Origin of the sequence: Micromonospora peucetia (assembly GCF_900091625.1) — a bacterium.
In the GTDB taxonomy this organism is placed as follows: Bacteria; Actinomycetota; Actinomycetes; order Mycobacteriales; family Micromonosporaceae; genus Micromonospora; species Micromonospora peucetia.
On record NZ_FMIC01000002.1, the window covers coordinates 724293 to 745857 of the forward strand.

Here is a 21565-nt window from a genome sequence, read left to right on the forward strand (position 1 = left end):
ACGGCACCGGGAAACGCGATGCCACGGCGATGCCGCAACAGCCGGACCGCCCCTACGCCGCGGAGGAGACCGGCACGTGACGGACGAGTTCCGCCCGCGAGGAGATGCCCAGCCGGCGGAACATGCCACGCAGGTGGTAGTTGACGGTGTGCGGCGACAGCCGTACCCGGGTCGCGATCTGCCGGTTGGTCATGCCCTCGGCTACGAGTCGCGCGATGGCCCGCTCGACGCCGCTGAACGACTCCCACGCGCCGCTGCCGTCGGGACGGCGCTCCCTGGCGACAGACGTCGAGCGCAGCCCGATCCTGCGCCGCAGGTCGGCGGGCACCACGGGCTCCGCCGCCGGGTCGGCCGCCCGGGGCGCGCCGGTCACGGCCCGCCGTCGGCGGAGCCGGTCGCGGTCGGTGTGCAGTGCCTGCCGCACGGCGGGCGGCAGGGCGTCGAGCACCGCCCACCACACCAGTTCGTGCCGGAATGCGAGGTCGTCGCCCGCCCAGTCGAGCAGGCCGGCGTCGAGCAGCGCGTCCAGGTCCGGCAGCATCTGGGCGGTGTTCCGCCCGGTCATCGCCGCCAGTTCCGCCAGCTGACAGGACCGGCCGAGCACGGCGGCCACCCGCAGCAGCTGCCAGGATCCGGTCGGCGTGCCGCGCAGCGTGGCCCGGACCAGGCCCTGGACCCGCTCCGGCGTCCGCGCCCGCCCCGGCCCGTCGGTGACACCCTCGGCGCGGACCCCGTCGAGCAGCTCGGCCAGCAGCAGCGGGTTCCCCTCCGCGGCGGCGACGAGCACGCGCACGGCCGGTTCCACCACGACTCCCAGCGTGTCGGCGACGAGCCGACCCACGGCTTTCCCGGACAGCGCTCCCACCCCGGCGAGCGTCCCGACCATCTGCGACAACTGCTCGTCCTCGTACAGCACGACATAATCGTGCACATGAATGTCTGCCGGCCTCAACGTCGCCTTACCGCCAGGTATGGCGAGCAATTACCCGCACGTGGGGGAAGCGTTACCACGACGGCTTGGCGGCCGGCACCCCGGGATTGTTTCGGTCAATGTGACGACATAACGAGAGAGGCGACAGTTGTGTAACCCGTGGTGATCCAGGATTTCGTACCCGCTCCCACATCAGCACCGTCAGAGGGAGCGTACGGCGCCCGGCATGGTGAACTCGATGGTCTCGCGGGCGACCTCACGCTCCACGACGGTCACCGGCCCGCGCGCCCGCAGCGCCTCGACCACCCCCGAGACCAGATGCGGTGGGGCGGACGCGCCTGCGGTGACGCCGACCGTGGCGACGCCCGTCAGCCACTCCGGCCGGATTCCCGTTGCGTCCTCGATGAGGTGGGCCGGCCGGCCCGCGCGGCGGGCCAGCTCGACGAGCCGCTGCGTGTTCGCCGAATTCGTCGAGCCGACCACGAGCACGAGGTCGGACTCCTCGGCGACGGCCCGCAACGCCGCCTGCCGGTTCGTCGAGGCGTAGCAGATGTCGGCCGAGGACGGCCCGCGCAACGCGGGGAACCGCTCACGCAGCACGTCGAGCACCTCGGTGGTCTCGTCCACGGCGAGCGTGGTCTGGGTCAGGTACGACACGCGCCGCGGGTCGGCGACCTCGACCGTGCGCGCGTCCTCCAGCGACTGCACGAGCAACATCCGGTCCGGCGCCTCGCCCAGGGTGCCCTCGGTCTCCTCGTGCCCCGCGTGCCCCACGAGGAGCACGGTGTCCCCACGGTCGGCGTACCGGCGCGCCTCCGTGTGCACCTTCGCCACCAGCGGGCACGTCGCGTCGAACACCTCCAGGCCGAGCCGGGCGGCCTCGGCGCGCACCACGGGCGACACCCCGTGCGCCGAGAACACCACCGTCGCGCCGGCCGGCACCTCGTCGAGTTCCTCGACGAACACGGCGCCACGCGACTCCAGGTCGGCGACGACGTGCGCGTTGTGGACGATCTGTTTCCGGACGTACACCGGGCTGCCCCGGCTGGTGATCGCACGCTCGACGATCTCGATGGCACGTTCGACACCGGCGCAGAACGCACGCGGTGCCGCGAGCAGTACCGTTACAGACTCGGCTACGGACATCGCGCACTCCTTCCCACGTATCTCCGCAGTATCGAGCCGCGTCCTCGCAATCCGGTGGCGTCCGGGTGGAGCCCCGGCGACGCCGCCCGCCGGAGCCGGGCCCTACCCCGCTATCCGTCGACGCGGTAGGCGGCGAGGACCGTCTCGGAAATGAGGCGCGGGGCGTCCGTCCGGTCCACCTGCCCGTTGGCCACGTCGACGGCGGCGCCCTTCATGATGTGGTGCAGGACACTGGTCAGCCAGCTCGCCGGAAGGTCGGCCCGGAACACTCCCTCATCCTGACCGCGGCGAATCAGCTGGTCGACGCGCCGCGCCGGCTCGGCGTGCAGCTCGTGCACGCGCCCGGGCGGCAACGACGCCTGCGCCGCCTCCAGGACGGCGCTCGACTGGGCGATCAGCAGCCAGGTCGACCGGATCAGGACACGCAGCGCGTCGCGCGGGTCACCGGTCAGGTCGAGGCCCGCCAGGAGTTCCTCCCCCTCGACCAGCACCCGGGTCAGCGCGGCCTCGACCAGGACGTCCCGGGACGGGAAGTGACCGTAGAGGGTCACCCGACCCACCCCCGCCGTCTGCGCGATCGCGCTCACGCTCGCGTGGGGGTCGCGGCTCAGGCAGCTCACCGCCGCCTCCAGGATCCTCTCCACGTTGTGCTGGGCGTCGGCCCGGCGGGTCGGCTTGGCCAGTGGGCGAGTCATGGAAATTCTCCTAAGTCGAACACGCGTGCATGAGTTAGTGTGTCTCCGTAACTCGAACACTACCGTTCAACTTGACGGAGGAGCCTGGCAGCCATGGCAGAACCTGTGACCGCAACCGAGACCCCCACGCCCGAGAGTCCGCACCCGCAGCGCTGGCGGATCCTGGGCCTCGTCGGCATCGCCCAGCTGATGCTGATCCTGGACGTCACCGTCGTCGCGGTCGCCCTGCCGCACATGGGGTCGGATCTGGGGTTGGGGCGGGAAGCCCTCACCTGGGTGGTGAGTGGATACACCCTCGCCTTCGGCGGCCTGCTGCTGCTCGGTGGCCGCGCCGCAGACCTGTTCGGCGCCCGACGCCTCGTCCTCGCGGGGCTCCTGCTGTTCAGCGTCGCGTCCCTGGTCGCGGGTCTGGCGACCAGCGGCTCCATGCTCCTGGGCGGTCGCGTCGGGCAGGGTGTCGCCGCGGCGATCCTCTCCCCCGCCGCCCTGTCCCTCGTCGTCACCATCTTCGACGGCGACGAGCGCAACAAGGCGCTCGGCATCTGGTCGGCGCTCGGCGGCGGCGGCGCCGCCCTCGGCGTCCTCCTCGGCGGCCTGCTCACCGCCGGGCCGGGCTGGCCCTGGGTGTTCTTCATCAACGTGCCGGTCGGGATCATCCTGCTGCTGGCCCTCCGGATGCAGCTTCCGCCCCAGGCACCCACCGGTGCGACGGCCCGACTCGACGTGCCCGGCGCGGTGCTGGTGACGGCGGCCACCGGATCGCTGATCTACGCGTTGATCCGGGCCGGCGACATCGGCTGGGGCAGCCCCACGATCCTGCTGCTGCTGGCGGCCTCCGTGCTGCTCTACGCCGCGTTCGTCGTCCGCCAGCGCCTCGCCGCGAGCCCGCTGATGGACCTACGGCTCCTGCTCCGCCGGCCGGTGGCGGTCGGTGCGCTGCTGATCCTCGTCGCGACCGCGCTGATGATCACCGTCTTCTTCCTGGGCACGTTCTACCTCCAGGGCTACCAGGGCTACGGCGCCCTGCGCACCGGGCTGCTCTTCCTGCCCGTGGCGGTCGCGACCATGCTCGGCGCGAACGCCGCCGGCCGCATCATCGGTCGCATCGGGGCGCGCACCCTCGGCGTCCTGGGACTGCTCGTCGCGGCGGCGGGCATGGCGGTCCCCGCCGTCGTCGACGGGACGGTGGCCCTGGTGATCGGCGTGAGCGTCGCCGCCTCCGGCACCGGCGTCATCTTCGTCGTGGCCTCCGCCACCGCCCTCGGCCAGGTCGCGCCGCACGAAGCCGGCCTCGCGTCCGGCATCGTCAGCACCTTCCACGAGTTCGGCGCCTCGCTCGGTGCCGCCGTCGTGTCGAGCATGGCCGCGGTGAGCATCGCGGGCACCAGCACCATCGGCTTCTCCCGCGGCTTCACCACCGGCGCCGTCATCGCCGTCGCCGCCGCGGTACTGGCCTTCGTCCTCACCCCCCGGCCGGCCCACTGACCCCGGCCCGGTGGCCGGCGGGGGCCCGCCCACCGGCCACCGGGTCGGACACCATCACGGCCCGGGGACCAACCGGCCGTACGCCTCGACAGCGGCGGGCCCGGTCACCGGTACGGCCGACAGCCGTACCGGTGACCGGTCAGTGTCCGAGCCGGTCGAGGATCCGGGCCGCCACGTCGAGGGTGTTCCCCTCGGGTGCGGCGGGACAGCCCCCGATCGCCCCCCGCCAGGACTCCTCGTGCGCGACGACGCGGGCGCGCAGGACCTCGACGTCCGGCTCCCCCGCCGTCGCCGCCGACTGGGCCAGCCAGGTCGCCCACAGCTCCCACCGGGGCAGGTAGTAGTCCCGGACGAGGCCGGCCCAGTGGCGGCCGGAGTAGTCGTGCAGCCCGCTCGTCTGGTGTCCCCAGACGGAGACGAGACTGCGGGCGTCGCGCTCCATGACGTCGGCCTCGGCCGGCGACCCGCCCCACGCGCGGGCATCGTCGATCCACCGGCCGACGCGCGACTCGGCGCGGGTGCCGGCGAGTTCGTCGAGGTCGAGCAGATCCGTCCGGAACCGGGCGAAGTGGTCCAGGACCCCGGCTGCGTCCCGCTCGGCGAAGGCCGCCAGCATGCCACGGATGTGGATCCGGGATCCCTGTGCCAGCACGTGGCCGACCAGGTCGACGACGTCCCGCCCGACCTGGTCCGGGACGCCCGCCTCCGGCGCGCGGCCGAGAAGCAGCCGCGCGGCGGTGGCGATCCCCGGCAGGGCGCCGAGCACCGTCGGGTCGTTCTCGGCGTCGATGTTCGCCGACTGCCGTTGTGGCTCCGCGTCCTGCGCGACGAACTCGCCGGCCAGCCGCTGGGCCGCGAACGGCGCCTCGGCCGACCACGGCCGGGCGATGACTGGAGACGGGATGGACCGGGTGCGCCCCGGTCCGTAGAGCGTGTCGGCCAGGATCCGCCAGGCCCGGGCGAAGTCGTCGTGCCCGCACGCGTAGCGCTGCCGGGCGAACGAGCGCAGCCAGTCGGCCAGCTGCGGAACGTCCCAGGCCAGGTCGGTGGCCAGCTCGTAGAAGACGGTGTTGTTCTCGATCGCCTCCGGCGCGAGCCCGATGCCCACGAGCTGGGCCGGCTGCGTACGCCGCAGCTCGTCGACGTCGCGGCGCAGCCCGCTCAGGTCGCCGAAGAGCGCGAACCGACCGCCGAAGTTGTGGATGGCGCACCAGACCCAGCGCCGTCCGAACATGCCGTCGCGGCGCCACATGGGTGCGTGCTCGCCCCACAGGTCCAGCAGGAGGAGCCGCTCGTCGGGGACGTCGGAGAGGAACGCGCGCACCCGTTCCGGCCGCCAGAACTCGCGCTGGTAGTGGAACGGCCAGCCCTGGAGCACCCAGGTCGCCTCCGGGTCGCTGTCCGCCATCGCCCGGTAGACGGCCCGGCCGACCGACGCCAGGTAGTCGGGCTCGCCGGACGGCGGCACCGACTCGATGAACGGGTCGACGGCATAGTGGTGGTCGGTGCCGAACAGCTCCCGCTGGATGCTCAGGAACTCGGCGGTCAACGACGCGAACCGCTCGCTGTCGGGACTGAGGATCGGGGTGAGCCAGCCCTGCCACTCGATCTCACCGGCCGACGGGTCGGCCAGCTCCGGAGGTACGTGCCCGGCGAACATCGGCAGGACCGGTGTCATGCCCAGCGCGCGTTGCCGCTCGAGGATCCGCCGCGCCAGCTCGACGTGGCGGTCGATCCAGCTCGACGGCAGCGGTCCGCCGAACGAGTTGGTGTTGCCCATCCACGTCCACGGGAAGTGCGCCGCGCTGCCGATCCACGCGTCGATCCGGGCCGCGTCGAGCCCGGCCCGCCGGAACATCTCCGCCAGCACCGCCTCGTGGCCGACCTGCATGAGCGGGTGGGTGACGCCGTGCAGCGCCATCCAGTCGATCTCCTGCTGCCAACGGTCCCAGTCCCAGAACGCCGTCGAGTAGCCGGAGGTCACGGCGTTGAGGTAGTAGCGGACCGGGAACGGGCTGGTCAGCCGGGTCGGGGGCGCGTCCGGCCAGCGCTCCGGCCGGGGCTCCAGCCGGGGCTGTTCCCAGGTCACCTGCCGGCCGACGTACGCCTTCAGGTACTGCCCGAACGCGGACGCCGCGGCGACGGGGTCCGACCCGCGCAGCGTCAGGATGCCGTCGCGGCACTCGTATCCGGCGACGGCGGCGTCATCGCCGGCGGGAACCCGCTCCACCCGTACGTCGTCGGCCGTCCCGGCGACGCGAGCCACGAGGTAACGAACCTCGTCCATCTGTCACAGCTCCTCGACGGTGTGGTTCAGCCGCGACCGCTCGGCGGCGAAGGCGACGAAGTGGCTCTCCACGCTCTCCTCCAACGAGCTCGGCGCCGCGTCGACGTCGTCGCCGGACAGCCAGCTCCGGACCCGCCCGGTGAAGTCGAGCATCAGTCCGGCGTCGCCGCCGCCGTGCCCGGAGAAGGCCTCGATGACCTCGTCGACCACGCCCTGGCTGCCGCTGCCGACCTGGAACGTCTCGTCGGCCTGCCGCCCCTCCACGTTGGGCGGGGTGTCGGCGAAGGTCGCCAGGCTGATCCGTCCGGAACGCATGTCCGCGGTGATCTGCCCGTGGCTGCCCATCAGCGTGAGCGTCCGGGTGTTCCACGCGGTGAACGCCGAGACCACCAGTGAGGCCGTGACGCCGTTGCCGAACCGCAGCGCAGCCGTCTGGTGGTCGACGACGTCGTTGTCCATCCGGTAGACGCACCGGCCGTAGTCGGTCAGCCGCAGGGCACGCCGGCGGCCGGCCACGCTCGTGTCGTTGGTGACGACCGTGACGGGCGGCCCGTCGACGTCGGCGAGCTGGTCGACGTAGAGGCGTTCGGCGTTGTACGGGCAGGTGTCGGCGACAGCACAGCCGTCGACGCAGCGCTCGGTCGAGCCCTTCGGCGCGTTTTCGACCCGGAAGTGGCGGCGTTCGCCGAACGAGGCGACCGTGGTGCACGGCGCCCCGACCAGCCACCGGAGGATGTCGATGTCGTGGCACGCCTTCGCCAGCAGCATCGGGCTCGACTGGTCGGCGCGGTGCCAGTTGCCGCGTACGTAGCTGTGCGCGAAGTGCCAGTACGCGATGTTCTCGATGTGCGAGATGCCCTGCAGATCGCCGATCCTGCCCTCGTCGAGCAGGCGGCGCAGGGTCTGGAAGAACGGGGTGTAGCGCAGCACGTGGGCGACGGTGACCGTGCCGGCGCTGTCGCGGGCGGCGGCGGTCAGCCGGTCCAGGTCCTCGGCGGTCGGCGCGATGGGCTTCTCGAGCAGGACGTGGTGCCCCAGTTCGAGGGCGCGGAGGGTGGGATCGACGTGGTCGCGGTCCGGCGTCGCGACGATGACCGCGTCCCACGGCCCCCGGGTCGAGAGCGCCTGCTGCCAGCCCGTGAACCGTCGGGCCGCCGGGATGGCGTGGGCGTCACCCAGGCCGTCGCGGCGCTCCGCGTCGGGCTCGGCGACCGCGACGACCCGGGCCGCCTCGGGGTGCTCCAGGCACCACTGGGCGTACGCGTGCGCGCCGCGCCCTCCCGCGCCGAGCACGAGCAGTCGCACTGGACCCGATCCCGGTGACACAGGGTCTGTCACGTCGATCATCCTTTCGATGTTCACTTGTCCGCCCCGGAGGTGAGGCCGGAGACGATGTAGCGCTGGGCGAGGAAGAAGATGACGATGACCGGCACGGTCACCGCGATGGATCCGGCCAGCAGCACGGTCACCGGCACCTGGAAGTCGGTGAGCTGGGCGAGACCGAGCGGAGCCGTCCACCGGGAACGGTCCTGGACGAGGAACAGCAACGCGTAGAAGTACTCGTTCCAGGCGATCATGAACACGTAGATGGCGGTCGCTATGACACCGGGCAGCGCGATCGGCAGCACCACCTTGCGCAGCATCGTCGGCAGCGAGCATCCGTCGAGCAGCGCAGCCTCCTCGACGCTCTCCGGCAGGGCGAGGAAGTAGTTGCGCATCATGTACAGCGCGACGGGGACGGTGGCGGCGACATAGATGACGAGCAGCCCGACGAGCGACCTGGAGAGTCCCAACCGGCTCAGGATGACGAACTTCGGCACCGCGAGCACGATGCCCGGGAACAGGTAGACGGCGAGGATGATCCCGCTCGTGAAGCGGCGGCCCCGGTACCGCAGGCGCGCGACGGCGTACGCCCCGAAGATGCACGCCACGATCGACACCGCGACGGTGGCGAGGGCGACCACGAGGGAGTTGAGCACGAACCGGCCGAGCCCGAAGCCACCCGCCGACTCGTCCTTCATCGCCGTGACGTAGCTGGACAGGTCGATCTCGCCGAACCCGGGGACGATGTCGAGGGGTTCCAGCAGCACCGCCGAGTACGGCCGCACCGAGAGCAGCGCCCCGTAGAGCACCGGACCCACGGCGCAGACGAGCGCGACGGTGATGAGCGTCCACCGCAGGACGTTGACCGGGCGCGAGGACCGCATCGCCGAACTCACAACGACTCCTTCCGCCGGGAAATCAGGACGTAGCCGGCCAGCAGCACGCAGAGGATCAGCGACATGAGCAGTCCGTAGGCTGCGGCGCTGCCGATGTCGGAGCGGGTGACCAGTTCGGTGTAGACCTTGATCGCCATGACCTGGGTGCCGCCGGCGCCCTCGGTCAGCAGGTAGACGTCGTTGAAGTTCTGGAACGACCAGATGAACCGGATGAGCAGCAACAGCAGGATCACCCCCCGCAGTTGGGGGAGGATGACGTGGCGCAGGTTCTGCCACCTGGAGGCCCCGTCCAGTGCCGCGGCCTCCTCGATCCCGCCCGGCACGCTCTGCAGCCGCGCGGTGACGAAGAGGAAGGCGAGCGGGAACGACTTCCAGATCTCGAAGGCGACCACGACCAGCAGCGACACCGGTACGGACAGGCCCGCCACGTCGGTCGAGGTGGTGCTGAGGAAGCCGATGGGGCTCTGCCAGCCGAGGTACTCCTGGCCGAACGCGTTGACGATGCCGTACTGCGGGTTGAGCATCGTGCGCCAGATCATCGCCGCCGCGATGACCGGCAGCACGTACGGGATCAGCAGCAGCGCGCGGACCAGCCCCCGGCCGCGGAAGGGGCGGCGCATTGCGAGAGCGAGGGCCATTCCGACGAGGATGGACCCGATCGTGGTCAACGTCGCGTAGGCGACGGTGGTCCAGAGCGCACCCCAGAACGCGTCCGACTGCCAGGCGTCGACGATGTTGTCGAAGGTCCACTCGATGGTGGACGGTGACAACCGGGGAATGTCGATCAGTCTCGTGTCGGAGAACCCGAAGATGACGACCAGGACGAACGGGAGCAGGACGACCAGGGCGAGCAGCAGCAGCGTCGGGCCGGTGAGGAGCTGACCGTTGAGGTTCTCCCGCTGGGAGCGGCTGAGCCGCTCCCAGCGGGAAGACCGCACTGTCGGCCTGCTCACAGTTCGGCCTGGACCTTCTTGACCTGCTCCGCCATCCCCTTCGTCACCTGAGCGGGCGACTCCCCGGCGTAGAGACGCTCAAGGAACTGCGCGAGCACGCCCTGCGCGGTGACCGCCCCCGCCAGCGGCGAGTCCTTCGTACCCATGCCCCACAGGCCCACGGCGTTCATGCCGTCACGGATCTGGGTGACCATCTCCGGGCCGTACAGCTCGGCGACGGAGCTCTTGGCCTCCGGCCCGATGCCGAGCTTGCCCCAGGCGTCGAGGTAGGCGTTCGGGTCGGCCTTGGTCCCGTTGCGCAGCGGAATCCGGCCCTCGGTCGCCGAGGCGACCGTGTCCGAGTAGCCGTCCTCCAGCATGAACTTGATGAACTCCTTCGCACCGGCCGTGTTGGCGCCCTCGGGGATGCCGTAGCCGAGCGTCGCGCCGTACTGCGCCGGGTGGTTCCGGTCGAGCACCGTGATGAACCCCGAGTTCTTGGAGAGGAACGTCGGGTCGGCCTTGCACTGCGTGCAGGTCGGCGGGTTCGCCTTGTCCAGGCCGGCCAGCTCGTCGAGGATGTGGGTCGAGAAGAGCAGCATCGAGGACTTGCCGGCGAGGTACGCCGCCCGGGCGCTGGTCACGTCGAAGTCGCCCTGCCTGCTGGAGTCGCGCAGGACCTTGAACAGCTCGGCGGCCCGGGTGCACTCGGGCGAGTCGATGGTGACCGCGCCCTCCCGTACGAGCTGGCAGCCCGCGCTCTGGAACATCGAGTAGATGCCCTCGGTGCCCGACGCGGTGCCGGACTGGGTGCCCAGGGCGATACCGGTCACGCCGGTCGCCTTCATCGTGGTGGCGGCCGTCGCCACCTCTTCGAGGTTGGTGGGCACCTTGACGTTGGCCGCCTGGAGGAGGTCCTTGCGGTAGACCAGGAGGTGCACCCAGCCGTCACTCGGCACGGCGCCGGCCTTGCCGTCCAGGCTGAACGCCTTCAGGGCGTTCGCGTTGAACGTCTCGGCGCCGAGGTCGCTGACGACCTCCTCGGCGGCCTTCGTGTTCAGCAGCCCCTGGGATCGCCAGGCGGCCGTGGAGTTGGAACTGTGCAGCATCACGTCGGGCACGTCCCCGGAGGCGGCACCGGTCGCCAGCGACTGCTGCTGGTCGGTCTCGCTGAGCGGCACGACCTTGACCTTGATGCCGGTCTTCTCGGTGAACCGGGCCGCGACCTTCTCCTGCGCCGCGACCCGCTGCGGGGTCGTCTGCGGCGTCCAGAAGGTGATCTCCTTGGCCTTCTCGGCCTCGGACTCGGACCCGCCGCACGCGACGAGTGTGCTGAGCGCGGTCGCGGCGGCGATCGCCACCGCCAACCGGCGCTTTGTCAGGTGGCCCATTTTCTGTCTCTCCTCGATCTGCGTTGTGACGGCGGTCAGGACCGCTTGATTGCCCCGCGCATGACGCGCCCCTGCGAGTTCGCCGGCGGCTGCACGCCGAGCAGGGCGCTGATGGTGGCGGCCACGTCGACCAGGCCGACGTTGCGCAGCGGGACGCCGCGGCGGACCCCGGCGCCGGAGAGCACCATCGGGACCTGCGCCTCCGGCAGCGCGCCGTGCGAGGCGCGCGGGGCGCCGTCGACGAGCGTGGACAGGTGGTACGGCTCGACCGGCTCGACGACGAGGTCACCGAGCTTGTCGCTGGCGTTCAGCCGGCGCAGGTCCTGCTGGTCGCGGACGGCGGCGATCCCCGGGATGTCCCTGATGAGCTTGGCGATGCGGCGCGCGTTCTTCGCCGTGTCCGCCCCGCCGCGCAGGGTGATGTCGGCGGTACGCGGCGACGCGACGATGACGATCTCGCTCGTCGGGTCCGGCACGCCGCCCGAGGAGGAGATCACCTGGACCTTGAAGCCCGTCCCGGACAGCCGGTCGAGCACCTCGGGCAGCAGCGGAATGGTCCACTCCCGGGCGCCGTGGTCGGCGGTGACGAGGAAGGCCGTCCGGTCCAGGATGCCGGCCTCGCGGGCGGCGTCGCGGACCCGCCCGATCTGGGCGTCCACCCGGGCCAGGGCGGCCGGCAGGTCGGGGTCGGAGAAGCCGTCGTCGTGCAGCGCGCCGTCGACGTCGTCGCAGTAGACGGTGATCAGGTCCGGGATCGCGGCCGGGTCGACCATCGTGCCGCCGGAGTTGACCGGCTCGCCACGCAGCAGCGCGATCGCCTGGTCGGCGCGGGCCTCGCAGTTTCCGCCCGGCTGGGTGTACAGCGCGGCGGGGTCACCGTACGTGGCGCCGTAGTTCTGCACCGCGTACCACTGGAGGTAGGCGGAGGTGCGGTCCTGCCGCTTCAGCGAGTGGGCGATCGTCTCGACGCCGGGCTCGATGTACCGCTCCTGGGAGACGCCACGATCGGACTCGTGGTTGTAGTAGTAGCCGGTGTTGCGGTGCACGGCCGGGTACGCCCCGGTCGCGGTCGTCGTCCGCGACGAGTTGGAGTACGACGAGTAGGACCCGTCGGCCACGCCGTACGTGCCGGCCTCGATCAGCGCCCGGAGGTTCGGCAGCTCCGCCAGGTCGGCGTAGCGACCGTTGAGGAAGCGCGGGTCGAACCCGTCGAAGTCGAACATGATCACGTGCTGTGCGGGTCGCGTCCCGCTCGCCGTCGCGGCCGGCGAGGACACTGCCGGAGTCGCCGGTAGTGCCGTCGCCGCGAGCACTACGACCGCGCCCGCCGCGACGGCCTTGACCGCGCTCGAACGCCTGATCGGATGCGTCACCTTCTGCCTCCTCGAACCCTAGGACCCGTGGGCGAGAGTCTGCCGGAGACACGAGGGAGATTGTCAAGATCTCAGTGTGAGATGCAAGATACCCGCATGGCAAACCTCTCTGGTGACGGGAACGGTCGATCCTTGGACGAACTCGACCGGCAGATCGTCGGCGCCCTGCTCGCTCATCCGCGGGCCACCCACGCACAGATCGGCGAGGCGGTGTTCACCTCGGAGGCGACCGTCTCCCGGCGGGTCCCGCGGCTGCTCCGCAGCGGCGCGGTACGGATCATCGGGGTCATGGACGGCGAGGCGACCCGCCGGGCGCGATCGTTGTTCGTCCGACTGCGCTGCCGCCCGGACGCCGCCGGCCGCTCCGCCGAGCACCTGGCCCGCTGGCAGGAGTGCGGGTCGGTCAAGCTGCTCACGGGCACCGTCGACTGCCTGGCCGAGGTCTCCTACACCTCCAACGAGCACCTGCTCCAGCTCATGTTCGAGCAACTGCCCGGCCTGGACGGCGTTCTCGCCATCTGGAGCAACCAGGTGATCCGCAGGTTCTCCACGCCGCACAACTGGAGCCCGCAACTGCTGCCGGCGGAGGTCGTCGACGAACTGCGGTCGCAGCGGACGGATCAGTGGAACGAACACACACCCGTCGAAACGCCGTCGCGGCTCAGCCGGCTCGACGAGCTGATCATCGCCGGCCTCGCCACGGAAGGCCGGCAGGGCTGGCAGCAGCTCGCCGAGCGGTGCGGCGCGAGCCCCGCCACCGTCCGGCGGCGGGCCGAGGCGATGATGGCGGCGGGCTTCCTGCGCATGCGAACGGTCGTCGAACCCAACGTCGTCGGGCTCGCGGTGAACGCGTTCATCACCCTCAGCGTCAACCCCGCGCAGCTCGGGCAGGCCGGCGAACTGCTCGCCGCGCACCCCGCCGTACTCATGATCGCCGCGACGACCGGAGACCGGAACCTGTGCGGCGAGATCGCGCTGGAGAGCGACGCCGCGCTGTACGAGTTCCTGTCCCGCACGATCGGCCAGTTGCCCGGCCTGCAACACGCGGACGTGGCCGTCGCCCTGCGTTCCGTCAAGCGGGCCGGAATGGTCCTGCCGGCCACGCCCCGGCCCCGAGGTGATCCGTCCGGGGATGCGGGCGCCACCCGGTCGGCGCGCATCCGCGTGGACCAGGCGTAGGCGGTGCCCGAATCCGGTGGTGAAGCCCGAGCATGGCCCGGGCGTGGGATCACCCCGGCCTCCGGCGCTCATGCCGCACTCCCTCCCCGGCCCTCCTCGACCTGGACGGGAACGGTGCTGACCTCGAGGACGGCGAGGGCATCCGCACCGGCCCGTCGGGCCTCGGCGACGGTCCGGCCGATCGTGGCCACCCTGGCGGCCGCGTCCGGCAGGGAAACCAGTTCCCCCACCTGGTCTCCCTCGGCGACGGAGACCTCCAGGGCCAGGACACCGGCCCGGGCCCGTGCGGCCTCGGCGCCGGTGACCGCCGTCACCCGCCCTGGCCGGACCCGCTTGGTCAGCATCATCGCGGCCGATTGCGGCCGGGCCGGCGGTGCCACGTCCAGCGGCTCGCCGGACATCACGGCCAGGTACGCCGCGACGATGTCGTAGGAGTAGGCGTACCCGATCATCACCATGATCTGGTTGCCGGCGAGGCGACCCGCGCACTCCACCAGCCGGGCTACGCCGTCCTCCAGGATCCACTCGCTGTGGATGAAACCCGTGTCGAAGTCGACGGCGGCGACCAGCCGCTCCGCTGCCGCGACCAGGGTGGCGTACCGCGCCGGCGGCAGGTCCGGATCGATGGTCTCGGTCATCGGCACCGGATGCGAGCCCGAGGCGACGTCGGTGGCGACGACGGTACGGAAGAGCACCTCTCCCCGGCGGACCAGCAGGTTCACGTTGAACTGCCGCCCGGCCATGCGCCGTTCGACCAGGTAGGACTCGGCCGTCGGCGCACGCGTGCTGCTGTGCGCCGGTCGGGCGACCATCCGCTCCCAGCCCGCCGCGACCTCGGCGGCGCCCGCGACGACCTGCACCCCGGAGGATCCCGCCCGCGCGGTCGGCTTGAGCACCAGTCCGCCGGGGACCCGCTCGGCGAAGGCCACCGCGTCGGCGGCCGAGCGGACACGCCGCCATTGCGGGCCGGCGACGCCACCGGCCTCCGCCACCTGGCGGAGCAGGAACTTGTCGTAGAGGATCTCCGCCGCGGCCGGTCCGGCGCCGGGCAGGCCGAGGCGCTGGGCCAGCCGTGCCGCGAACGCCATCCCCGCGTCGTCGACCGGGACGACCGCCCGGATCGGCAGGTCCGGATGCCAGACGTGGAACAGGTCGGCCGCCAGCGGGCGGCGGAAGTCCAGTTCGTACAGGTCGTACTCGGGGCAGTGGGCGGCGAGATGCTCGCGGGCGCCCCGGGCGTACGCCACGGCCGGCTCCTCGACGATGATCACCCGCAGGTCGCCGAGGGTACGGCGCAGCAACGGCAGCCAACCCGGCAGGTACCCGACGAGGATCAGGGCCGGCCGATCGTCCGGACTGGTCACCGGGGATTCTCCTCTCTCGATGGCTTGGTTCCGACCCGGTCGATGGCCGCCGCCAGCGATCGGACGGTCGGATTCTGGAACAGGGTGGCCAGCCCGACCGGAGCACCCAGGGCACGGCTGAGCCGGGCCTCCACCTCGATCAGCCTGAGCGACGAACCACCGGCATCGAAGAAGTTGACATCCGGTCCGAGGGTGTCGCGGTCCAGGGCGGCGGCGCAGACCCGCTCGACCAGCGACACCATGGGCCCGTCGGCCCGTACGGTGGCCTTGGCAGCGATCGCGCGCAGCGCGGCGACGTCCGGCTTGCCGTTCGGGGTGAGCGGCATGGCCGCCAGGATCCGCAGGTCGGCGGGGTGCATGGTGGCCGGCAGCAGGTCGGCGAGGTGCCCGCGCAGCCCGTCCCCGGTCAGCTCCGGTGACCCGGCGACGTACGCGGTGACCCCGTCGGGCTCGTCGGCGAGCACAAGGCAGTCGGTCACGTCGGGGTGCTCCCGCAGCACCGCCTCGATCTCGTCCAGCTCGACCCGGGTGCCGTTGAGGCTGACCTGCCGGTCGGCCCGGCCCCGGAACTCGATGGTGCCGTCCGGCCGGGCCAGCCCGAGGTCCCCGGTCCGGTAGACCCGCACCCCGTCCTCGCCGTGCGGGTCCGGCCCGAACCGGTGGGCCGTGCCGGTCGGGTCCCCCGGATACCCGAGGGCCAGGTACGGGCTGCGGACCCGGATCTCACCCACCGCGTTGACCGGCACCGGACGCCCGTCGTCGTCGGTGAGCAGGATCTCGGCGGTGGGCGAGGTCGGACCGACCAGCGCCCGACTGTCGGTGGTCTCCCGGGACCGGGGGTGGCCGTGGTCGATGGTGGCGGCCACCTGGGGCGTCTCGGTGGCACCGTAGTGCGACACCACCCGCGCCCCGGGACAGAGCTGGGCGACACCGGCGACGTCCCGAGCGTCCACCGCGCCGCCGCCGAAGGCGACCAGCCGGACGTCGACGAGCCGGAGGCCAGCCGCCTGACCCGCCGCGACGAGCAGCCGCCCCAGGGCGGGACTCAGGTGCAGAACGGTGATCCGCCGGTCGGCGAGCCAGCGGACCAGCGCGGTCGGCGACGCCGCCTCCGAGGCTGCCGGCAGGTGCACCGGCGCACCCACCGCCACCGCTACCAGCACCTCACGGAGCAGGGGGTCATGGCCGACCCCGGCGAGCGCGGAGAACCGGTCCTCCCCGGTCAGCCGGTACGCGGCCGGGTACCACTGGAGCAGGGCCGCCAGCGGGGCCGCCGAGGCGGCCACCGCCCGGGGACGACCGGTGCTGCCGGAGGTGAACGCGAGGTAGGCCGTCCCGGCCGGCAGCGATCCCGTACCGGACACCGGTGCCGCCGCGGCCGGAGCCGCCGGGGTGCCGGTGGCCTGGTCGAGGCGCACGACCGGGCGGTCGCCGGTGGCATCGACCACGATCGGATCGCCGGCGGCGGCCAGCATCCGCTCTCGGCGGACCGCCGGCAGGTCAGCGTCGACCAGCAGGAACGTCCTGGCTCCGGCCAGCACGGCCACCAGGGCAGCGACCAGCGCCGGACTCCGGCCACCCAGCACCGCCACCGCACGCCGCCGCCCAGGGTCGACGCGGTCCAGCGCCGTTGCGAAGTCGACGACGGCCGCGGCGAGCCCGTCGCCTGTCACCGTCCCGTCGCCGGCCAGGACCGCGGGGCGGTTCCCGGTGCGGCGCAGCGCGGCCAGCAGGGTCCGCCCCAGTTCCGCCGCGGACGAGGTGACCGGCGGGTACGCCCCCCAGGGGGACCGTACCGTGCTCGCGCCGGCCCGTCCGACATCGCCGAGCAGCCGGCCGGCGTCGCGAGGAAGGTCAGCGAGCACCCGGACGCAGTCGACGGCCAGTGCCTCGATCTGGTCGTGCTCGAACAGGTCCAGGTCGTAGACCAGCTCCAGCCCCACGCCGTCGCGGTCGTCGGTGAAGTACGCCGAGATGTCGAACAACGCCCCCGGCATCGGCGGGGTGAGCACCTCGACGGCGGTCCCGGGGCCGAGGTCCAGCGGCGTCGCCGGATACGACAGCAGGTTGCACCAGATCTGGAAGATCGGGTTGGCCGAGGCGACCCGGGGCGGGGCGAGTTCCCGCACCAGCTCGTCGAAGGGCACGTGCCGGTGGGCCAGGGCCGAGGCGACCTCGGCGGCCACCATGCGCAGGTTGTCCCGCACCGACCGGTTGCGGTCCACGGCCAGGCGAAGGACCAGCGAGTTGTTGTAGAAGCCCACCGAGTCGGCCAGGTCGGCGTCGTCCCGGTCCGCGACCGGGGTGCCGATGACCAGGTCGTCCTGCCCGGTGTACCGGTTGAGCACCGTCGCCAGGCCCAGGGCGAGCAGGGGGAACAGCGGCACCCGGCTACGTACCGCGAGGTCGCGCAGCTCGCCGGCCACCTGTTCGGGGAGCCGGTGGGCCACCCGACCGGCCCGGAACCGGGGGGTGACCGGGCGGCGGCGGACGAACGGCAGCCGGACCGGCTCGGGCAGGTCGGCCAGCCGCTTGCGCCACCAGGCGAGTTCCGACTCGACCACGGCCCGGTGCTCCGGGGACCGGGCGGCGGCGGCGACCGCGGGGAACTGCACCGGCTCGCGGAGACTCTCGCCCCGGTACGCCCGACCGATGTCGCGCTGCACCACCTCGATGGACCAGCCGTCGACCACGATGTGGTGCCCGACCAGGGCGAGCAGGCAGGTGTCCGCTCCGGTGACCAGCACCTCCGCCCGGAACAGGGGGCCGGTGTCCAGCCGGAACGGGCGGCGCACCACCTCATCCGCCCAGTTCTCGACGGTGCTGGTGGGGTCGGCCACCACCAGGCCGCCGGCCTCCGGCGGGTCCGCCACCAGTTGGACCGGCCGGGCGGCGACCATTCCGACCCGGGTACGCAGGGCGGCGTGTCTGCCCAGCACGGTGGCGACCGCGCGGTCGAGCCGATCGAGGTCGACCGGACCGTGCAGGCGCAGCAGTGCCGGGACGTGGTAGGCGGCGCAGTGCGGGTACATCTGGTGAAGCAGGAACAGCCCCTCCTGCTGGGGAGCCAGCGGGGCGCTGCGACGGGCACCGGTGACCGGGTGGGCGGGGCGGGGCGGCGCGGGAGCGGCGGGCCGCACGTCCAGGAGGGCGGCGAACCCGCCGACGGTGGGTTCGGCGAGCACGTCGGCGACGGTGACGGCCAGCCCGGTCTCCCGGGCCACCCGCCCGGCGACGACCATCGCGGACAGGGAGTGCCCGCCGTGCGCGGCGAACTCGCTGTCCACGCTGAGGTCACGAGCCCCGAAGACCTCCGTCCAGAGCCGGGCGACGTAGCGTTCCCGGTCGGTCATCGGCGGCGCGGCAGAGCCGGCGGGGGCGGGGTCGACCGGGACCGTACGGCCGGTGCGGAGCAGGGCGGAAACAGCTGCCCGGTCGACCTTGCCGCCGGCGTTGCGAGGCAGCGTCGCCAGGACCACCAGGTCGGTGGGTACGGCCACGGCCGGCAGGACGTCGGCCAGGGCGGCGCGCCAGGCACCGGGGTCGGGTTGCCCGGTGACCCCCGCCACGACCGTGTCGTCGCGGATCAGCGCCACCGCGTCGGTCACCCCGGGCAGCCGGCGCAACGCGTGCTCGATCTCGCCCAGCTCGATCCGTACTCCCCGGATCTTCACCTGCTGGTCCCGGCGGCCGTGGTACGCCAGGACCCCGTCGGGCAGCCACCGCACCAGGTCACCGGTGCGGTACGCCCGCCCGCCCGGCCCGGCGCCGGCATCCGGCACGAACGCCAGGGCGGTCGCCGCCGGCCGTCCCAGGTATCCCCAGGCGACCTGGGGCCCGCAGAGGAGCAGCTCACCCAGTTCCTGCGGCCCCGCCTCGCGCAGCAACGGGTCGACCACCCGGACGCGGACGCCGGACAGGGGCCGGCCGATCACCGGTTGGTCCGCCGCACCGACCCGGGCCACCACCGCGTTCACGGTGCACTCGGTCGGCCCGTAGACGTTGTACGCCCTCGTCCCGGCCCGGGCGGCCAACTCCGCCCACAGTCCGTCCCCGATGGCCTCGCCGCCGACCAGGATGCGCAGGTCCCCGCACTGGTCCAGGTATGGCAGCAGGGCCCGCAGGTGGGTGGGGGTGATGTCGAAATCGGTGACCTCGCGGGTGCGTAGCACCTCGGCGAACGCGGCCGGGTCGAGCCGCTCGGCCTCGCGGAGCAGCACCACGGTGTCCCCGCGCAGCAGCCGCGACCACTGCTGGACCGAGGCGTCGAAGGAGAGGCTGGCGTTCCACGCCACCACGTCGTGCCCCGGCCCGAAGGCCCCGCACGCGAGGAGTCCACCCGCCAGCGCCAAGACCGCCCCGTGCGGCACCATCGCCCCCTTCGGACGACCGGTGGTTCCGGAGGTGAACACCACGTACGCCAGGTCGGCGGCGGTGATCTCGGGCAGCCGGGCGAGCGCGTCGGCGTCGGCGGTGACTTCCCCGCGCAACGCAGCGGCCAGGTCCGGCACCACGACGTCCGGGCCGGTCGGGGTGCCCGGTTCGGTGATCAGAAGGGTGACCCCCGCCTCCGCCAGGACCGCTGCCTGGCGCCGGGCCGGATGCGCCGGGTCCACCGGCACGTACGCCGCCCCCGCCCGCAGCACCCCGAACAGGGCCACCACCATGTCGACGGACCGGTCGAGGCGGATGCCCACCACGTCGCCCCGGCCCACCTCGTAGCCGGCCAGGGCGACGGCCACCGCGTCGACCCGCCGGCCGAGTTCGGCGTACGTGACAGCGTCGTCGGCGACGACCAGCGCCGTGCGGTCGGGGTGGGCGGCCACGGCGCGGCACAGGGCGGCGGGGATCCCGGCGGGGACGGCTTCCATCCGGCTCAGCCCGCGAAGTCCAGGCTGACCTTGCCGGTCGTGACCCGCCCCCGCATGTCGGCCACGGCCCGCGCGACCTCGGTGTACGGGTACGACTGGCCCGTCTCCAGGTCGAGCTGCCCCTTCTTGATCATTCCGAACAGTCCCACGATGGTCTCCGGGAACACCTCGTTGCGCTCCGTTACCAGGTTGTACGCGGAGAAGCCCGCGACACTACGGGTGCCGGCCATCAGCGACTCGGGCCGGATCGGGGTGCTCGCCTCCCCCGAGGTCGAGCCGTAGACCACCATCCGCCCGCAGGACGCCAGCGCGGCGAGGGCCGAGTCGAGCTGCGGGCCGCCGTGCATCTCCAGGATCACGTCGACCAGGCGACCTCCGTTCGCCTCGATCAGGGCCGCGCCGAGGTCGGTGCTGGTGGAGTCCACCGTCACGTCGGCGCCCAGGGCGGCGGCCTGCGCACGCTTCTCCGGAGTGGACGCCGCGCCGATCACCCGGCGTGCCCCCCACGCCTTGGCCAGTTGCACGGCGATCGACCCGACGCCACCGGCGGCGGCCATCACCGCGACGGTGTCCCGGCGGGTGATCCGGGCCATGGTCCGCAGCAGGTGCCAGGCGGTGAACCCCTGGGTGGCCACCGCGAGTGCGGCCCGGTCGGAGACGAAGTCGGGCACCTCCATGACCTGTTCGGCGACGAACAGCTCCGCCCAGGCCCCGAACCTGGCCCGGCCCAGCATCCGGCGGCCGTCGGCGGTGGTCCCGACCGCCTCGATCCCGGGGTGGTACGGCAGCGGCGGGTTGAACGAGTAGCTGCCCTCGACGATGTGGACGTCGGAGAAGTTGATGCCCGCGCTACGAACGCGGAGCAGGGTGTGATGGCCGGCGGCGACCGGATCCGGAACGTCGCGGATTTCCAGGCCGCCGGGACCGTGACTGGTCAGCGAGATGGCGTGCACGAAACTTCTCCTTGTCGTGGTGTCGCGGGTGGGGCATCGGCGCGGCGGGGCACGGCGGCCAGCACGTCACGGACGATGCGCAGCACTTCCGCGCGGGCGGTGTGGACGAAGAAGTGCCCGCCGGGGAGGAACCGTTCGGCGGGTGGCGCGACGGTGTGGGTACGCCACCCGTCGGCCTGGTAGTCGGTGACCGAGGTGTCGCTGACCCCGCGCAGCACCGTCACCGGAAGGTCCAGCGGCGGCAGCGGGTCCACGGTCCAGGTCTCCAGGACCTGGAAGTCGGCGCGCAGGATCGGGGTGAACACGGCCAACAGCTCGGGGCTGGCCAGCAGTTCCGGAGGCATTCCGTCGTAGTCGGCGGTACGTTGCAGCAGGGCGTCGTCGCTGAGCAGGTGCACCAGGTCGGTGAGGTCCCGGCGGCAGGGGCTGCCGGCTCCGGAGACGATCAGAGCGGCTGGCGGCACGCCCTCCCGACGCAGCTCACGGGCCAGTCCGAAGGCGACCAGCGCGCCCAGGCTGTGCCCGAACAGCACCACCGGCCGGGGTCGCAACGCGGCGACCTGCGGGGTCAGCCCACGCAGGATCTCGGTCATCGAGGTCAGCGCCGGTTTGCCGAACAACTGCTCCCGGCCCGGGAGCAGGACGGTGGTGACCGCGGCCAGGTCCGCCAGCTCGGGGCCCCAGTTCCGGAACGGCGCGACGCCACTGCCGGCGTACGGGGCGACGACCAGCACCGGGC

General features: G+C 72.5%; 15 protein-coding genes. 2 read left to right on the forward strand and 13 right to left on the reverse strand.

Annotated features, from left to right (window positions below):
* Positions 1-52: 52 nt before the first annotated feature.
* The 3 genes from GA0070608_RS32490 to GA0070608_RS03560 form a co-directional block, all read right to left on the reverse strand.
* Positions 53-916 (reverse strand): helix-turn-helix transcriptional regulator, encoded by an 864-nt coding sequence (locus tag GA0070608_RS32490; protein ID WP_245715678.1) that lies wholly within the window; start codon positions 914-916, stop codon positions 53-55.
* A gap of 216 nt (positions 917-1132) precedes the next feature.
* The gene (gene ispH / locus GA0070608_RS03555; protein ID WP_091621569.1) at positions 1133-2077 is read right to left on the reverse strand and encodes a 4-hydroxy-3-methylbut-2-enyl diphosphate reductase; all 945 of its coding nucleotides are present in this window, start codon (positions 2075-2077) and stop codon (positions 1133-1135) included.
* A gap of 110 nt (positions 2078-2187) precedes the next feature.
* Entirely contained in the window at positions 2188-2772 is a 585-nt protein-coding gene (locus GA0070608_RS03560) for a TetR/AcrR family transcriptional regulator (RefSeq protein WP_091621573.1), read from the reverse strand.
* Positions 2773-2865: 93 nt separating this feature from the next.
* Between GA0070608_RS03560 and GA0070608_RS03565 the strand changes: the two genes are divergently transcribed.
* Positions 2866-4257, forward strand: coding sequence for an MFS transporter (locus GA0070608_RS03565; RefSeq protein WP_091621577.1), 1392 nt, complete (start codon positions 2866-2868; stop codon positions 4255-4257).
* A 139-nt stretch (positions 4258-4396) separates the two neighbouring features.
* Here GA0070608_RS03565 and GA0070608_RS03570 read toward each other — a convergent pair whose 3' ends face one another.
* From GA0070608_RS03570 to GA0070608_RS03595, 6 genes are read right to left on the reverse strand one after another with little or no spacing between them, the layout of a single operon-like run.
* Positions 4397-6544, reverse strand: coding sequence for an alpha-N-acetylglucosaminidase (locus GA0070608_RS03570; protein ID WP_091621581.1), 2148 nt, complete (start codon positions 6542-6544; stop codon positions 4397-4399).
* A gap of 3 nt (positions 6545-6547) precedes the next feature.
* A complete protein-coding gene (locus GA0070608_RS03575) occupies positions 6548-7849 on the reverse strand; it encodes a Gfo/Idh/MocA family protein (RefSeq protein ID WP_218107484.1) in 1302 nt (433 codons plus the stop codon).
* 53 nt (positions 7850-7902) lie between these two features.
* Entirely contained in the window at positions 7903-8763 is an 861-nt protein-coding gene (locus GA0070608_RS03580) for a carbohydrate ABC transporter permease (protein WP_218107485.1), read from the reverse strand.
* A complete protein-coding gene (locus GA0070608_RS03585) occupies positions 8760-9701 on the reverse strand; it encodes a carbohydrate ABC transporter permease (protein WP_218107486.1) in 942 nt (313 codons plus the stop codon). The genes GA0070608_RS03580 and GA0070608_RS03585 overlap by 4 nt, the downstream gene beginning before the upstream one ends.
* Positions 9702-9712: 11 nt before the next feature.
* A complete protein-coding gene (locus GA0070608_RS03590; RefSeq protein WP_091621592.1) occupies positions 9713-11086 on the reverse strand; it encodes an ABC transporter substrate-binding protein in 1374 nt (457 codons plus the stop codon).
* 35 nt (positions 11087-11121) lie between these two features.
* Positions 11122-12459: an alkaline phosphatase family protein gene (locus tag GA0070608_RS03595; protein WP_141719397.1), complete on the reverse strand. Its 1338-nt coding sequence runs from the start codon at positions 12457-12459 to the stop codon at positions 11122-11124.
* Positions 12460-12591: 132 nt separating this feature from the next.
* Here GA0070608_RS03595 and GA0070608_RS03600 point away from each other — a divergent pair, with 132 nt between their 5' ends.
* Positions 12592-13638 carry an Lrp/AsnC family transcriptional regulator gene (locus GA0070608_RS03600; RefSeq protein ID WP_176733630.1) on the forward strand — a complete coding sequence of 349 codons (1047 nt, stop codon included), beginning with the start codon at positions 12592-12594 and terminating at the stop codon, positions 13636-13638.
* A gap of 68 nt (positions 13639-13706) precedes the next feature.
* Here GA0070608_RS03600 and GA0070608_RS03605 read toward each other — a convergent pair whose 3' ends face one another.
* The 4 genes from GA0070608_RS03605 to GA0070608_RS03620 are packed head-to-tail and all read right to left on the reverse strand — an operon-like array spanning position 13707 to position 21560.
* The gene (locus tag GA0070608_RS03605; RefSeq protein ID WP_091621604.1) at positions 13707-15002 is read right to left on the reverse strand and encodes an ATP-grasp domain-containing protein; all 1296 of its coding nucleotides are present in this window, start codon (positions 15000-15002) and stop codon (positions 13707-13709) included.
* Positions 14999-19873, reverse strand: coding sequence for a non-ribosomal peptide synthetase (locus GA0070608_RS03610; protein WP_091621608.1), 4875 nt, complete (start codon positions 19871-19873; stop codon positions 14999-15001). The genes GA0070608_RS03605 and GA0070608_RS03610 overlap by 4 nt, the downstream gene beginning before the upstream one ends.
* A gap of 5 nt (positions 19874-19878) precedes the next feature.
* Entirely contained in the window at positions 19879-20826 is a 948-nt protein-coding gene (locus GA0070608_RS03615) for a quinone oxidoreductase family protein (protein WP_091621611.1), read from the reverse strand.
* Positions 20808-21560 carry a thioesterase II family protein gene (locus GA0070608_RS03620; protein ID WP_176733631.1) on the reverse strand — a complete coding sequence of 251 codons (753 nt, stop codon included), beginning with the start codon at positions 21558-21560 and terminating at the stop codon, positions 20808-20810. Before GA0070608_RS03620 ends, GA0070608_RS03615 begins: the two co-directional genes overlap by 19 nt.
* Positions 21561-21565 lie beyond the last annotated feature (5 nt).

Excerpts from the sequence above, each read along its gene's own strand:
- ispH (WP_091621569.1), bottom strand. The coding sequence starts at position 2,077 with ATGTCCGTAGCCGAGTCTGTAACGGTACTGCTCGCGGCACCGCGTGCG.
- GA0070608_RS03560 (WP_091621573.1), bottom strand. The coding sequence starts at position 2,772 with ATGACTCGCCCACTGGCCAAGCCGACCCGCCGGGCCGACGCCCAGCAC.
- GA0070608_RS03565 (WP_091621577.1), top strand. The coding sequence starts at position 2,866 with ATGGCAGAACCTGTGACCGCAACCGAGACCCCCACGCCCGAGAGTCCG.
- GA0070608_RS03570 (WP_091621581.1), bottom strand. The coding sequence starts at position 6,544 with ATGGACGAGGTTCGTTACCTCGTGGCTCGCGTCGCCGGGACGGCCGAC.
- GA0070608_RS03590 (WP_091621592.1), bottom strand. The coding sequence starts at position 11,086 with ATGGGCCACCTGACAAAGCGCCGGTTGGCGGTGGCGATCGCCGCCGCG.
- GA0070608_RS03610 (WP_091621608.1), bottom strand. The coding sequence starts at position 19,873 with ATGGAAGCCGTCCCCGCCGGGATCCCCGCCGCCCTGTGCCGCGCCGTG.